Genomic DNA, 15,762 nt, shown 5'->3' on the forward strand with positions numbered 1-15,762 from the left:
TGGGGAATTTCATATCATGAGAAAAAATAAAATTGATAAAGAGGGGAGTGTTCATGAGGCTAAACATTATATGGTCACTTATGTTAAAGAAACCAAAGATGGGCCTGGACATGTATCTGTTTCCGTTTTAAAACAAAAAAAAACTGACAGTAAGGTATCCCATACCAGTTTTTTTCCTGGAGCTCTAGGTTCATTAATTAATGGAGTGACTTTTGGTTCCGTGCCTGTAAGAGGTGAGATGGCTCCATCTCATCACGAAGACTTAGAGGAAGCGGATCGAGTTTTGGTCAAAGAAATTGAAAGAGACACCTATAAAAAAGCTAAAATCGCTCAAAAAGAGTTTTCCCGCGAAGTAGAAAATGGTCAAAGGTTTTATTCTGTTTTTGGACACTGGAATCCAATTGCCAGTACATTTTCCCATTTGTTCAGTGCCTTTCGAGCGGATCATATGACAAAAATGGATTATACGCGCAGGCATGGGTTTTCTCCTGTCGAAGACATGTGTGGATTTAATCTTTACGATGAAAATGAGGTTAAAATCGACGGCATAAAGACCGATAACTGTTCCAGTTCAGTGAGACATGTTTTAAATGGAGCCGGAATGAATATCGAACATACGTTGGTTCCTTCTTTATTTACTCCTAAATTACAAAAAAGAGGATTTCAGGAGATGGATAAGAGCGAATTTAAAACAAAATTTAAAGTATAAAATTGAGCTAAAGCGATTAAGCCCCCGGCTGGGATGAGGGGCTGTCGTTTATTTTCTGAGCTAATCCATCTGGCGTTATCTCCCAGGGTTTTTTGGAAGATGCAATCGGATGTCCGCCCCTTTTTAAAATTTCGCTAACCAATTTTGTGCAGTTTGTTACTTGAGATGTTTCTTTTTCATGTGTCGCTCGTCTTCTATATAATTCCACATCAATGGGATCCTGTGAAACAAAGGATGAAGCGGCTTTAAAAAATCCAATCACGTTTAAATTGGGGAATAATTGATAGCCGGTCTCTCCCTTCTCAACGGATCGGCGTGTTTGATGAATGTATTTTAGCATGTTTGCTGTATCTAGTTTTTGCAATTTAAAAATATAATCCGGCTCAGCTAAAGCGGGAGCATCTGAAGGAAAGTAAGGTCTGGAATTAAAATCATCTATAAGGATATGAGTTCTTGCCGCTGCTTCTGTTTCCATGTCTTCGGCAAGTGTCTTAGCATAAATTGCCGGTAAAGGTAATATCGCTGTAAGACCAGCTGAAGGAAAACCATAAGGATGGATACTTATATATTCACCTTCATCTTCCTGTTTTAATTTTAGTTTGTTTCCTCCTACTTGAATGGCCGCATGGCCAGGAGTATCACGCGTCATCTTCCAGACGTAAACCCAGGTTGGTTGACTATCCTTATTCTGAGTAGATGTGTTTTGCTCCTTATTTACAGAGCCAATTCCGTCTCGTTGCTCATTGCGACTATAATTTGCGAGAATTGAACGAATCCAGGCGATCATAAAAACTCCTATATGTATTGATCGGAATAAGCAAGCGACCGAAATTTAATTAATAACTCATGTTACGCAGTTACGTCTTTTTACCTCTTTGGACGTATTTTGGAATTTCCAATGCTCATTTACTCTATGTAAAACTGCTTTAAAAATTTCAAAATGTGTCCAAATCTTCTAAAAAATACTGTGCTGCATGAGTTAATAACTGTTAATTAGAAAACAAATTGATTAAATATCTTGCATAATACATTAATTTGCTTGATTATGCAATGATGAAATTTCTCCAGAGAATATCAAAAGCTCCTGTGGTTTAAAATTAAAACATGACTTCGACATAATTCTTTTATATTGTTAGGCGATTGTTATCCTGTAAAAAGTCAAGTTCTATGCAGGGTTTAAGCAAAATATTTCATTCAGTGGACTATTTTTTAATGGTCAAGTCCAAAAAGTGCTGTAAATTCCCATTAATTCAGCCTATCAAGTTAGTACGTTATTTAGTCAAAGCATTCATCCCTACAACATTAGACTTTCCGGCTTCATTCTCAGCCAGCCAGTCATTAAATTCGTCCATATTAAGATAACGCCTTGATTGCCACTGCTCGTTTTGTTCAGCTAATAAAGCGCCAATCAGCCGCCATGCAGAATCATCATTAGGAAATATCCTTATCACTCGTTCTCGGCGCCTGATTTCCTCGTTAATTCGCTCTTGCATGTTGGTGGTGCGAAGTCGCTTCCTGTATTTCTCCGGCAACGCCATAACTACCATGGCATCGTCAAAAGCCTCCTCAAGGCAGGTAACTGATTTTGGTGCTTTTTTCTCAAAGGCATCAATAAAATCATCGCGTCTACGCCTGGCTTCTTCCATATCAGGTGCCTGAAAAACAAGCTTTGCCTTTTCAGCAACATCTTTGCGGTGTCTGACAGAGCAGTGCCCGAGGATGTTGCGCATCAAGTGAACTTGGCATCGTTGCCAGGTTGCACCTTGAAAGTGCTTTCTAGCCGCTTCCACAAGCCCTGCATGCTGGTCTGACACAACATACATCACGCCTTTTAGCCCACGAGATTTTAGCCATTTAAACGCTTCATCCCATGTAGCATAGCTCTCAGTGTCACCAATGCGAAGGCCCAGTATTTCACGGTAGCCATCACTTCTGATACCCGAGATGGTCAAGGCTGCTCGAGACACGACTCTGTCACCATCACGACACTTGATAAACATCGCATCAACCATGATAAATGGGTAGTTGTCACCATCAAACCGACGCTCGTTGAAGGCTCTGACTCTTGCATCAAGACCAGAACACAGTTGACTGACGGTTGACTTTGAAAAACTAGCACCGCAAAGTTCTTCAGTAATGTTATTAACTTTTCTGGTTGATACGCCATTAACAACCATTTCCATCAGAGCCAATACAAAAGCCTGCTCACTGCGTTGATAGCGCTTAAAAATATCGGTAGAAAAAGAGCCATCACGTGTCTGCGGCACTTGAAGAGTGACTGGTCCCACACGAGTGTATAGTTGTCTTGGACGGTAACCGTTACGATAGCCTATACGTTCACCTGAACGTTCATGCTTGTCTGCTCCCAGACTTTCTGACACCTGTGCCTCCAATACCTGATTCAATACACCTTCAACAAGCTTTGCGAGCCCATCCTGGCTTGATAAAAGTTCTGGAAGCAATTCCTTTCCAACTGTAATATTGTAATCCGTCATCGCTAATCTCCTTCGATAGTTATTGTTTTTCACAACTCAATAGTACCGAATTTTAGCGATGACTCCACTCCTAAAAAGTCAACCTGAATTTACAGCAGTTTACGGACATAACCTTTTTAATTGCCAAAATACGTATTATAAATGTTTAAATAAGTTCCATCTTCTTCCATTTTTAATAAGGCATCATTGATTTGTTGAATCAATGGGGCATTTTTTTTTAGTGACATTATACCAAATCCTTCACCTGCAGGAATTTCATCTCCAACAAATTTTAAACCTATGGTTGAGCTGCTAATAAGATATTTTGCGACATCTGCATTAAGAATGACACCGTCAATTTTTTTATTGGCTAGTGCGGATGCCATGTCTGTAATTTTTGAAAATTGTATTAAAATGTACAAATTTTCAAAATCATCTTCCAATAATTTACCATATAAAGTGTATTTTAATGCCCCAACTTTTTTACCCTTAAGATCCATGATGGTATTAATATGAGTATTGGATTGTAAGGTGACAAACCGTGCATTACTTTCTAAGTAAGGAAGACTGAAGATATAGTTACTGTTGTTAAGGGGGGCAATGGGGGTAGGTGCAAGAAGGATATCAATTTCTTCATTATTTAGAAGACTGTATAACTCATGGAAATTCTCTCCCTTATATTTGCACTTTATTTGTATGTCCTTGCAAATCGCATTCATCAAATCGATGCTGAAGCCAAAATATATGTTGCCATGACCAGATGTAGATACGAAAGGCGGTGCATACGTGGGAACTCCTACAGTGAGCGTTTTTCCGTAGGCATAAAGGCTACCAAGGAATAAGATGATGAACATGAATCGTTTCATGTGTTAAAGTCCTTTTATCATGTACTTAAAATGTAGGAAGAACGATAATATTTGTCAATTATAAAATCAAGTTGATCATTAATTAAACTTAGTGTTTTTTTAGGAAGTTATTGTTTTAAGTCCCAGAATAAAGGAATGACAAGAACTGCTGTAATCAAATTGATGATGTTCATGGGAATTCCGATTTTCAGAAAATCGCGAAACTGGTAATTGCCGGCATTATAAACGTAAGTGTTGGTTTGATATCCCAAAGGTGTGGCGTAACTGGCACTTGCTGCAAACATGATAGCCACAATAAAAGGCTGGGGGTTTAATCCTAATTTTAGGGTTAAGCTGATGATGAGAGGTGTAATCAATACAGCTGCTGCATTATTGGTCATGAGCTCTGTCAGTAAACTGGTCATAAAATATATAGAGATAAGAATTGCACGTGCGCCGAATTGAGAGGTAAAGGAGGCTGTATTCTGGACAATAAATTCCGCAATACCTGTTTTTTCCATCGCAATGGATAAGGTCAGCATACCAAAAATCAGCATCAAAATACGCCAGTCTATCGACTCATAGGCTTTTTGAGGTGTAATACACTCCGTAAATATAACCAGAATGGCACCAATTAAAGCAAGTCCGCTGATAGGCATAAAGTTTAAAGCAGATAAAACCACCACCGCGATAATGGTCAAAAGAGCAATCAATCCTTTTTTACTGAATGCGCGCTTTCGGTAAGTGGTCAGGCTTATCACTTCTTCATTTTTAAAAAAATCATCCAAATCTTCCGATGTGCCTTCAATAAGTAAGACATCACCGAATTTTAAAGGTATTTTAGAAAAATTTTTCTTAATGATCTTATTTTGACGATGCAAAGCCCAAATGTGGCAGTTATAACGCCGTCGAATCCATGCCGAACTGATATGGCTATGGATAAGTCTTGACCCAGGACCCACGATACCTTCCATCACAACGGTTTCTTTTGCTTCTCTCAGTTCTGACAAACCTTCTCGGGCTCCCAATATAAGGCCTTTTAACTTATTAACCGCAATTAATTTTTCCTTATTGGAACGGATTAAGATCCTGTCAAAGGATTGCAAGGGAATATTTCTTAATAAATAATCAACTTGATTCTGCTGATGCGATAAGCTTTCTGTTAAGCTTTTATCCTTGCGAATGATATCAATGACTAAGCAGTCTTTACCTTGAGGAAAGCCAAGTTCATCTAAGGTTTTGCCAATGGATTCAGATTCGGGTAAAACCATTGCATTGGCAATAAAATGCTTGTTTCCCGCTTCAGGCGTGAATACTTCTTCCGTAAACAATGGCCTCACGGGTAGCAATTTATCGCCAAAAATGAGCAAAAATAATATTCCTGCAACGGCCATGATTAAGCCAGGCAGGCTAATATCAAATATATTGAAAGAAGGGACTTGTGATGTGATGACAATTCCATTGACCAGTAAATTGGTTGACGTTCCAATCAGCGTACAGGTTCCACCCATAATGGCAATATAAGAGAGTGGAATTAAAAATTTTGAGGGGTAGTGATTAAATTTTCTTGTTATCATGATAATCACAGGAGTCATGATAATGACAATAGGGGTGTTATTCATAAAAGCTGAAGCGATCAAGACAAATAGATAAAATGCGGCAATGGCTAGCCAGAAATTTTTTTCGGCAATGCGAATAAGGTAAGATACCATCTGATCAAGGACGCCGGTATTCTTTAATGCCGCACCTATAACAAACATGGACGCAATGGTTATCGGCGCATTGTTGCTGAAAACACTTAAGGCTTCGCCAGTGCTGATAACACCAAATAATAACAGTGTGGCCATGACCAGCAGCGCTGTGATATGAGCCGGTATCTTTTCGCGAATAAAACTGATGATAGCGAAAAAGAGAGTCATCACTGTCACAATCAGATGGAATTGATGAGTGAATAGTTGCATCTATATCCTACGTCGTTCTCGTTGGTTACAGTATTTTATTAACTCATGTTATGCAGTTTCGTCTTTTATGCCTCTTTGGAGGCATTTTGGCATTTCAAATGCTCATTTACTCCATGTAAACTGTGTTTTAAAATTCCAAAATGCGTCCAAAATGTTCTAAAAAATACTGTGCCGCGTAACATGAGTTATTAAGTACCTAGGTAACAATGAATTTTTGGGCATTGGATGTTTTAAACTAACTTACAAATTCATATAACGCAACCGACATCCTGGGTGGTATTTAATACAGACTTAATTATTTTATCAATGAGAATATACTATGCCTTTTAACAAAATGCTTGAATGGTTCAAAAAAGAAAAAGAACTGGGAATAGAAATGGATTATACGGTCTTAGCTACGGTTTCACCGGATAGCATGCCCCATAGCCGAGTCGTCGCCATTCGCAAGATTGAAAATGAGCATCTTGTTTTCTTCACCCAGAAAGGAACGCGAAAAGTAGAAGATTTGCAGCATAATCCAGCCTCTTCCATGACTTTTTTCTTACCGATGCAACAACGCCAGATTATTTTGGAGGGTACTGCCAGACCACTGTCTAAAGATGAAAATCAGCAATTTTGGCAAACCCTATCTCGAGAACGTCAGTTGCGGTTTTCTTCCTATGCTTCAACTTCAGGACAGGCTATTGAGAATTTAGATCAATTGGAAAAAAGAAAAAAAGAACTTTCAGAACAATATGCTCATCAATCCATTCCCATGAGTGAATTTTATTGTGGATTTCGCTTTACCCCTGAATACTTTATTTTCTATAGCTTAGGTTCGATCTCCTTTTCTGAGGTTATAAAATATAGTAAAAATGCAAAGGGATGGGAGCAGCAACCGCTTTCTCCTTGAAGAAAGCGGTTATGATCATGATAAGAACTTCAGGAATTTACTGACTGGTCTGTGAAGATTGGTTTTTTTCACCTGATCGTTTTTAACAAAAATCTGCGTGTAATAAAGCCAGCCTTTTTTGTCTTGTACAATTCCTATGCCGGTTAGATTGTATTTACCTTCGATGTTTCGCCGATGACCGCGACTGGTTAACCATTTTTTGACGACTTCTTTGGGCGGGAGTTTAAAACAGGCAATATTTTCCGCACCACCTTTAAAAGATGGAATATGATTTTTAATGTGCATGATGCGTTTATCAAAATCTTTATGACCAAACGGCATTTTTTTATTGGCCATATCAAGACTGTGTTGCTTCGCTTCCTCTGATATCAAGGTTTTCAAGACAAGCGGAGAGAGTCCTTTAGAGCTTCGATATTGATTGACAGCTTGCAACACCATTTGCTGATATTGCAATTCTTTTTCAGGAGTAAGGATTATTTTTGCAGCCATGGTCTGAGAAGCCAGCAAGGAAGTGCAAAAAAGGGTAAGGATAACTCTTTTTATTATGTTCATATAATGACCTTTATAAAAAATTTAAAGCGACAGTATTTTATCGTTTTGGGCAAGGGATGACCATAATTGGTGTAACTCGGATTGGTTGGGTGTTCTTTATTTTCATAAGTTATGAAAACAACTTTCTATATATTTGTCGCGTAATGAAAATCATGGACATCACATAAATGATATTTGTGCCCACATAAGTTGTTACTGCCCCATGAATACCAAATAGAATGACTAAAATAACACTGGAAATGCTTTGAAAAATCAAAAAGAAAAGCGTTAATTTTGAACCAAGGATATCCCCATATTTTGAATATTGGATCATCTTTGCCAAAGGCATAGAGATAGCATAAGTTATAATCGATAGCAAAGAAATATACAAATAAGGTAAGGCATCGATAAAGTTGGATTTATAAAACAATAAGATTTGTTTGGCGCAGAGGCCGAACACTGCAGTCGCTATAATCGATATGCTCAAACAAATTTTTAAATATTTGAACAATATTTTTTTTACTTGCTTTCCATCTTGAATGAGAGAAGCTGATATTTCAGGACCCATTAAAACACCTAGAGGGTAGATCGAAATATGAGCTAAGGAAACAATGGAAACCACAGCTGCAAATAATCCTACCGAATGTTCATCATGATAAAAACATTCAATGGCAATCAAAGGAATAGCGGAAAAAATATAAGAGTTTAAGTTTTGAATAGTATATCCATAGATCTTCGTCTTCCATTCATGGCCAAAGGATGAAGAAAGCTCTCTTGTAGCAAAATGTGTACGAAAAAATAGGCAACATCCGATCAGGATAATCAGTATGTAGCTTAAGAGGTATCCTAATATCATAAAATGGGGGAAATAACTGACGTTTTTTGCAAAAAACAAAGGGTAGTATCGATAACAGATAAGGCTGAAAATAAGATATAAAACGGTTTGCATGAAACTCAGAATCACGGAGGTTCGCATATAATCAACGGCGCGAAACAACTGAATCAATATGTTATAAATAGCAATACAAACGGTTCCCCATAAAAATAACATCACGGGATGGAAGATTTCAAACACATAGAAAGCCTTAAAAATGGCCGAACTGACTAAAATAAAAATAGCCAGCAGTAATCCTGCCATTAGAACAGCGAGATAATAGGGCTTTGCGAATTTTGAAATGGACTTTAAAAGGGCAACAATTTCTTCATGTTTGCCTTTATGAAAAAGTTTAGGAATATAATAAGAAATAATAGAATCCAGCCCAAGAGTGAGGAAAGCGGCAATAAATAGCAATCCTTTAATGGCCACCAAAAAATTGCCGAATAACACCTCGCCTGTATGCCTGGCTACAAGAACATTGATAAAAAAAAGCATAAATTGATCAGCAATAATGATCAATAAATTTAAGATAAAACTCATATGTTTCTCAAAAGTTCAAGCAATATTCAATCATAATGCAAAAATTTCAGAAAAATCAGTAGTTTCTTATATCCACTCGCCGAAGCTTCAATTAAGAGCTATTTAAGTACATAAGTACCTGCATGACTTTCTATCTCGATTGCTCTGAGTTTTTTACAAGCTTATTTCCTTGTCTTCATTTTCTTTTGATTCCATGGTGGATGGGTTATCGTGAAGATTCTTTAAATCCTCTTTCATTGTTTTTTGTTGATGCCTATTAACGTCTGTCATCACGTTGCTCCATATTTCAGAAGAAATATGCGCCTGTTGATAATTTTTATGTTTCTGAGATGGAGGTAAGCTTGTGCCTCTTAATGCTTCATCAACCATAGCCTGCAGCAAAGTCGCATTCTTAATATTGTCATCTAGTATTGTGGGTACAACTTTCTTTTTTCTTTTTAAAATATTTTGATCAATAACGTTTAACACATTCGCAACAGCTGTGACGCAGTTATGAGCCAACAGTTTATATTGCCCGACATTAAAATCGCTTGCTGATGCTCTTGCCTTGTTAAACAATTGCTTGCTCATTTTTGCTTTATTTTGTACATCAAGGTCCTGAGATTTCATATCCTTTTCGATTTGCTCTGGTAACTCTACTTTTATCATCCGGTGAATACCTATCTGGTAGTAAGTGAGATCAAGACTATTTGCTGTAAAAGCCACGGATTGGATTGAACTCTTGTATTTTTCTTCACAAGCGGTAAGTATGTGTTGGAAGGACGCTTGATTGGATGTTAAGTTGGTCAATGGTCCGCCATAATTGACTAAAAAAGCCGGCATAATACGTTCCTCCCTGAACAGATAATGTTTAGCCTGAATTTAGAGGTATAAATGCATTTATTGAAAAAGTCTATATTTACTGTGGAAAAATTTTTGGGATATTGAGCTAAGTCCATTTTAAAGATTTTGAACAATGAGGCATAGGCGTTCTATTTTTTAACATCCAAGGGGTTCTGTCTGGCTGTTTCTTGCCTCTATTTGAGAAGGAAGTTCTCTGGAGCGTTGTTCGGGAGTTAAGAATTTACAGTCAAAAAAGCTGTATCTTCCAGTGGTGGCTTTCATTCCCATGGAAAAAAGAGCTGGAAGCGTGCCAATAACGGTTAAAAGAAGCAGTCCATTAGATAAAAAGGGCTTCCAGCTCGTGTTACTCCTGATTTGTGGTTGATATTTTTCAATCAAAACGTGTGAATCTTTTAAAAAACGCTTGCTAATTTGTGGAAGTTCTTTGGTAGGGGAGCCTATCCAATCCGTTTTTACTTTATCTTTAAAGTTCGCTATCAGGCTGTCAATATCTTCAAGAAATTCCTCTAAAATCTCATTTTTCGGATCGTCTAATGATTTTATTTCCGCTAATATGGCTTTTTTACACTGATCCACACCATATGAAAGGATGGCATACTCGGAGTAGTCAATAATAATCGCTTGATCATCATTTGCGATATGATATATCGAAAGAGATGGGCGTGCTCTGTTAAGAGTATAATCTTCTTTCAACTCCTCATATGTTTGCCAGCCCGTATAGATATGCTTAGCCATAATTGGATTCTTTTAAAAGGTAAACGAACAATAATTTACATGATAATCATAAAATTCGATAAATAAAATCTTTCTTCAATTACTTCTTTAAAGACATAAAAATACAAATATAAGTAAGTGTTCACTCAAAAGCCACTCTCAGGATGGCAGAAACAATCTACGGTATGATCATTTACCATTCCAATAGCCTGCATGAAGGCGTAGCAGATCGTAGAACCCACAAATTTAAAACCTCGTTGTTTCAAATCTTTGGCCATTGCATCGGAAATAACAGACTGAGGCGGAATCTCCCTGAAATTTTTCCAGTGATTGATGATGGGTTTGTTGTCCACAAAACTCCATATGTATGTGGAGAAGTCGCCAGCTTCCTGCTTCAGCTTTAAAAATGCACCGGCATTGATAATGATGGATTGAATTTTTAATTTATTTCGAATAATACCTTCATTAGCCATTAACTCTTTAAATTTATGGCTATCGTAATTCACGATACGTTTCGCATCAAAATGATCAAAGGCTTCGCGATAATTTTGTCTTTTCTTTAATATGGTTAACCAACTTAGTCCTGCTTGCATTCCTTCAAGAATTAAAAATTCAAATAACAACTTATCCTCATAAACAGGTTTTCCCCATTCATTGTCGTGATACTGAATGGATAACAAGTCAGTACCAACCCATTGACATCGTTCTTTTTCCATAAAATTCCCGTAAATTTTTTTATTATACACGCGATTTTTCTAAATGAATAAACCATTCTTTCCGGACAATACCACCACCATAACCACCTAATTCACCATTTTCATTGATAACCCGATGACAAGGTATGATGATAGCTAATGGGTTAGCTCCATTCGCACGGGCAACGGCTCTATAAGCAGAAGGTTGTCCGATGGATTTGGCAATATCAGAATATGAGCGAGTCTCACCATAAGGTATTTTTCTTAGCTCTTTCCAGACTTTTTGTTGAAAAGCAGAGCCTGAAAGGAAGACTTTTGTTTTAAAATTTTTCAAATGGCCATTAAAATAATCCGTTAATTCTTTTTCGATGGAAAGAATAGGGGAAGGTTTCCCTGGCAAAAGAATGGCTTTTGTTTTCCGCTTCAAATGTTCAATTTCTCGCTCTAAACCACGTCGATCGACGAACTCTAAGAGATATAAGGCCGAGTCAGAACTGATAGCGAGCATGGGACCTAATTTTGTGTCGAGCCACGAGGCGTATACAATGAAAGCATTGCCAGATTTTGAAGGTGCAGTACCTATAAGGCGAGAAAAGGCATCTCTTAGACCGCTGCCAGATTCATAACCAATAGAAACCTGAGTATTGATAATCGAATCCCCATCCCTTATTTGCTTCATTGCTATTCCTAATCGGCGAGCTCTTGCATAAGCAACAAAAGTCATGCCAAATCTCTTTTTAAATTGACGACGCGCGGTGGTTGCATCAATGGATAGTTGTTGAAAATCACTATCTTTCCATCTTTTTTCAGGATGCGCTTCAACGGCTTTTACTAGGGTTTGAATGAGAGGCGAAACTTGATTTGGATGAGATAGCGGTTGACATCTTTTACAAGGGCGATAGCCAGCTAATAAAGCGTCCTGTGCAGTACTGAAAAATTCACAATGGTCAAATTTAGGCTTTCTCGCCGAACAAGTGGGACGGCAAAATACAGCGGTTGTTTTCACACCAACATAAAATATACCTTCATAATCTGCATTTCGGTTGATTAAGGCCGCGTAATATTCTGCATGTTTGTTATCTTTCATATATACATTTCAAAATCATTATCTGTTTATCAGTATATATGCTTTGATTACAGGTTGCCGCCGAAAATCAGACATGAATTTTTATAAATGCCAAGTCGATTTACGTCTAAATAACTCATGTTACGCACTAAACCTTGCTGCTCCCTGAAATTTAATTAAAATTTCATCCCTGATTTTTAGGGAGGAAGATTTAATGGATATGCTTGATATTTATAGTGACTATTTGATTTGCCAGAATAAATATGCAACAGCTACAGGTTTATCGGAGATGTTGGATGGTGAATTTGCTCACGACAAGGTGACACGATTTTTACGACTACAAGATTTTGGTTCCAAAGCGCTCTGGAATTATGTCAAGAAGTCAGTCAGGGAGAGTGAAGCATCAGACGGTGTTCTTTTATTGGATGACTCGATTGAGGAGAAGCCTTACACGGATGAGAATGAAATTAATTGTTGGCATTATTCCCATGCTAAAGGTGATGTGGTCAAAGGGATTAATATCCTGACCTGCATGGTTCGGTATGGTGACTTCAGTGTTCCTGTTGGTTATGAAGTTATCAAAAAAGACGTTGCTTTTTGTGACATTGAAACAAGGCAAGCTCGCAGAAAGTCATCCACGACTAAAAATGAACTTTTTCGCAAGCTTATCGCACAAGCGGTTAGTAATCATGTGTTGTTTGACTTTGTACTTGCGGACAATTGGTTTGGCTCGAAGGCCAATATGGCTTACATCCATAATGACCTTCAAAAATCGTTTATTATTGGGATTAAATCTAATCGAACCTTAGCTTTATCCAAAAACGACGCCAACAACGGACGGTACACAAAAGTCAGAGAATTAGAGCTTGAAGAGGACATAGCCCACACAGTCTATCTCAAGGGATTAGACTTCCCAGTGAGGCTTTTGAAGAAAATTTTCAAAAACGAAAATGGTTCTACAGGGGTTCTCTATCTCGTTTCTAATGACATGACCAGCAGTGCCGAACGTCTTTATGAAGTGTACCAGAAACGGTGGCGGATTGAAGAGTATCACAAGTCAATTAAACAAAATGCAAGCCTGAACAAGTCTCCAACCCGTACGGTTAAAACACAATCCAACCATATCTTTGCCGCAATCATTGCATACTGCAAACTGGAAATGATGAAAATAAAGACAAAATTGAATCACTTTGCCATCAAGTACAAATTAATACTCAGGGCTAACCAAATTGCTATGCAGGAGTTAAAAAATATGGCTCGTTAAAGTCGATTGTGCGTAACATGAGTAAATAACTTAGTTTCATTGAGATTGTTGCCCCTTATTGGGCTATGTGCTTTATAAAGAAAATCATATGTCTATTCTAATTTTAATCCATTTGATTTTATAAACAGCATGTCTAATCTTAAAATAAGAGGAGAACAGTGCAAAGGAAGGCTCTTCTATGAAAGGAATAGGCGCTCTTTTTCTAGGTTTGTTTTTTTGGTTGAATTTCACTAATGGACATGCTGGTATTAAAGTTGGTACAGTGATGTTTTACCCTCCCTTTGTTACGTCCGCTAACCAAGGTTTTGATATTGAATTTATACAGTTGCTGTGTCAGCGTCTTCAGCAGGACTGTAAATTTGTTTCCATGGATTTTTATCAACTGTTTACGTCTTTAAAAAGTGGTGAAATAGATATTGCCGTTGGAGGCATTACCACTTTTCCAAGCAAAAGAGGCTATATTTTTAGTCTTCCTTATTTGTTAAGCCAGGCAGTATTTTTGGTTAATGCCGGTAGCGATATTAAATCAATTAATGACTTGATGGGAAAAAAAATAGGTGTGATGAAAGAAAAAGATAATGGAGGAGGTGTTTTTTACGATTATTTAATGAAGCACTATTCTGGAGAGTTTCAGATTATTCTATATAATAATATGGAGGATCAGATCACAGCTTTAAGTGAAGGCAGTATTGATGCTGCTTTTACACATGGGTCCACAGCCATTTACTGGGAGCAAAACGGCAGCGGACGTTTTAAAATGTTGAATAAACCTGTACCTATAGGCAACGGAATTGGAATCATGTCCGTTTCCAGCAACCAAGCTTTAATAAATGAATTCAATGAAGAAATTATGAAATTAGAAAAGACGCCTGAATATGTGAATTTGTATATGAGCTATTTTGGAGATGAATAAAATACCTTAAAAGTACAGATTCGTCTTATTAAGCATTTTTTTACAAAAGGATTTGAGAATGAGGATAACAACGCATTTACTGTCCTTGATGTGAGCAAGGAATAAATATGGTGTTCACTGTCCTTGCTGCGATTATGTGTCTTGCCTTAGCCTCTGCAATTAAATTATGGGCAAACAAGTGGTTCATTTCCTATCCAGTGATCATGACGCTGGCTGGTTTTTTATCTTCCGAGGTTCTGGTGGCCCTTGGCGTTGATACGGGGCTTCGTTATTATCATGTTGACTGGCTTATCAGCGCCTTTCTGGTTCCTACGATTATTTTTAATACGGCGCTCTCATTCAACGAACAATCCTTGTATAAGGATAAAATTTATTTTATTTACCTTATTACAGGCACTTATGGTTTAACCATTCTCATTGCTACAATACTCCTGTATTTTTCCATGAACCACCCAAGCGGATTTCCGTGGTTTGCCGCTCTTTTAACCGGTTGTATATTGGCTGCGACAAATACGCGTGTTATCAGCGACTTATTAAAAAATTCCGGCATATCCATGAGGCTCTTATCTTTATTAAAAGGTGAAAGCCTAATCAACAGCGTATTGTCTTTGAGTATTGTCAGTTTTTTATTAAGCAGGCTTACGCCTCAAACTGAAGCACATTACCACTTATGGCTTACTCAATTATTCATTACGTTTATTGTACCAGTAATTACTGGCATTGGCCTGGGTGTTTTTGCAAAACGCTTGCTGTCAAAAAATAAGGATGCTATTGCATCAATATTATTTCTCGTGAGCTGCGTCTATGGGCTGTATTTTATCAATAGTATTCTGTTTTCCGCCTCAGGAAGCATCGCTGTTTTTGTTTTTGGATTATTTAGCAAGCCATTCGTAGAAAAAAATCTTGTCATTAAACAATATTGGCTTGCCAATTCTTTTTTGGCCACGCTTTTAATGTTTTTTATCCTGGGCATGACCGTAACTGTGACCATGTTTTCTGAGCGATGGCTTGCGATGATTATTGGTATTGCTGCCATTTTGATGAGCCGTTTTCTCAGTTTAACCGCAGGATTTTCTCTTATCTCTAAAAAAACCACACAACAAGTGATAACTCTTAAAGAGCAGTTATTGCTCAGTGCTAGTGGAACATGCGGGGCACTCGCCATCGCACTTGCCTTTATGCTGCCTGAAACCCTTGATTACTGGTGGACTATTCAATCCATTGTCTTTGGCGTGGTTTTATTTTCAATTTTTGTGCAGGCACCGCTGGCTGCTTACTGGCAAAAAACGAGGTTAAACGACAGTTCGTCTTGTGAAAAATCCCCCTGATTTGATATTACTCTAGGTTCTGTGCACTTATCTTTTAGCGGCTGCAAATTCGGCTAATTTTCTCAAATGTCAGCCTGAGTTCGTTCAATAGAATCGGTTCGCCTCACTCA

General features: G+C 37.7%; 15 protein-coding genes. 5 read left to right on the top strand and 10 right to left on the bottom strand.

All coding sequences use genetic code 11. The features are described 5' to 3' along the window. Positions 1–16: 16 nt before the first annotated feature. Positions 17–709, top strand: a complete 693-nt coding sequence (locus E4T55_RS10585; RefSeq protein ID WP_058501663.1) for a hypothetical protein — start codon at positions 17–19, stop codon at positions 707–709. Between the two features lie 16 nt (positions 710–725). Here the strand turns inward: E4T55_RS10585 and E4T55_RS10590 are convergent, their stop codons facing one another. The 4 genes from E4T55_RS10590 to E4T55_RS10605 form a co-directional block, all read right to left on the bottom strand. Further along, positions 726–1,496 carry a hypothetical protein gene (locus E4T55_RS10590; RefSeq protein ID WP_058501664.1) on the bottom strand — a complete coding sequence of 257 codons (771 nt, stop codon included), beginning with the start codon at positions 1,494–1,496 and terminating at the stop codon, positions 726–728. A 484-nt stretch (positions 1,497–1,980) separates the two neighbouring features. Next, positions 1,981–3,204: an IS256 family transposase gene (locus E4T55_RS10595; RefSeq protein WP_115325208.1), complete on the bottom strand. Its 1,224-nt coding sequence runs from the start codon at positions 3,202–3,204 to the stop codon at positions 1,981–1,983. A gap of 116 nt (positions 3,205–3,320) precedes the next feature. Next, positions 3,321–4,049, bottom strand: coding sequence for a transporter substrate-binding domain-containing protein (locus E4T55_RS10600; RefSeq protein ID WP_058501336.1), 729 nt, complete (start codon positions 4,047–4,049; stop codon positions 3,321–3,323). Positions 4,050–4,156: 107 nt separating this feature from the next. Beyond that, a complete protein-coding gene (locus E4T55_RS10605; RefSeq protein ID WP_058501335.1) occupies positions 4,157–5,989 on the bottom strand; it encodes an SLC13 family permease in 1,833 nt (610 codons plus the stop codon). Positions 5,990–6,308: 319 nt separating this feature from the next. On the opposite strand from E4T55_RS10605, the gene E4T55_RS10610 reads away from it, so the two are divergent. Then, positions 6,309–6,881, top strand: a complete 573-nt coding sequence (locus E4T55_RS10610) for a pyridoxine/pyridoxamine 5'-phosphate oxidase (RefSeq protein ID WP_058501334.1) — start codon at positions 6,309–6,311, stop codon at positions 6,879–6,881. A 15-nt stretch (positions 6,882–6,896) separates the two neighbouring features. Here E4T55_RS10610 and E4T55_RS10615 read toward each other — a convergent pair whose 3' ends face one another. From E4T55_RS10615 to E4T55_RS10640, 6 genes are all read right to left on the bottom strand, one after another. After that, the gene (locus E4T55_RS10615; RefSeq protein ID WP_065235977.1) at positions 6,897–7,433 is read right to left on the bottom strand and encodes a CAP domain-containing protein; all 537 of its coding nucleotides are present in this window, start codon (positions 7,431–7,433) and stop codon (positions 6,897–6,899) included. A gap of 109 nt (positions 7,434–7,542) precedes the next feature. Then, entirely contained in the window at positions 7,543–8,829 is a 1,287-nt protein-coding gene (locus E4T55_RS10620; protein ID WP_058501333.1) for a lipopolysaccharide biosynthesis protein, read from the bottom strand. 153 nt (positions 8,830–8,982) lie between these two features. Then, a complete protein-coding gene (locus E4T55_RS10625) occupies positions 8,983–9,651 on the bottom strand; it encodes a hypothetical protein (protein WP_058501332.1) in 669 nt (222 codons plus the stop codon). A gap of 156 nt (positions 9,652–9,807) precedes the next feature. Further along, entirely contained in the window at positions 9,808–10,407 is a 600-nt protein-coding gene (locus tag E4T55_RS10630; protein ID WP_058501331.1) for a hypothetical protein, read from the bottom strand. A 125-nt stretch (positions 10,408–10,532) separates the two neighbouring features. Beyond that, positions 10,533–11,102, bottom strand: a complete 570-nt coding sequence (locus tag E4T55_RS10635) for a DNA-3-methyladenine glycosylase I (protein WP_058501337.1) — start codon at positions 11,100–11,102, stop codon at positions 10,533–10,535. A gap of 22 nt (positions 11,103–11,124) precedes the next feature. Then, positions 11,125–12,168 carry a bifunctional transcriptional activator/DNA repair enzyme AdaA gene (locus E4T55_RS10640; protein WP_058501330.1) on the bottom strand — a complete coding sequence of 348 codons (1,044 nt, stop codon included), beginning with the start codon at positions 12,166–12,168 and terminating at the stop codon, positions 11,125–11,127. Positions 12,169–12,361: 193 nt separating this feature from the next. Between E4T55_RS10640 and E4T55_RS10645 the strand changes: the two genes are divergently transcribed. From E4T55_RS10645 to E4T55_RS10655, 3 genes are all read left to right on the top strand, one after another. Then, on the top strand, positions 12,362–13,411 hold the full coding sequence (locus E4T55_RS10645; RefSeq protein ID WP_115325247.1) for an IS701 family transposase: 1,050 nt from the start codon (positions 12,362–12,364) through the stop codon (positions 13,409–13,411). Positions 13,412–13,589: 178 nt separating this feature from the next. Further along, positions 13,590–14,324, top strand: coding sequence for a transporter substrate-binding domain-containing protein (locus E4T55_RS10650; RefSeq protein WP_058501102.1), 735 nt, complete (start codon positions 13,590–13,592; stop codon positions 14,322–14,324). A gap of 107 nt (positions 14,325–14,431) precedes the next feature. Then, entirely contained in the window at positions 14,432–15,652 is a 1,221-nt protein-coding gene (locus E4T55_RS10655; RefSeq protein WP_058501101.1) for a cation:proton antiporter domain-containing protein, read from the top strand. Positions 15,653–15,762: the final 110 nt, after the last annotated feature.

This window comes from Legionella israelensis (assembly GCF_004571175.1).
GTDB classification, from domain to species: Bacteria; Pseudomonadota; Gammaproteobacteria; order Legionellales; family Legionellaceae; genus Legionella_D; species Legionella_D israelensis.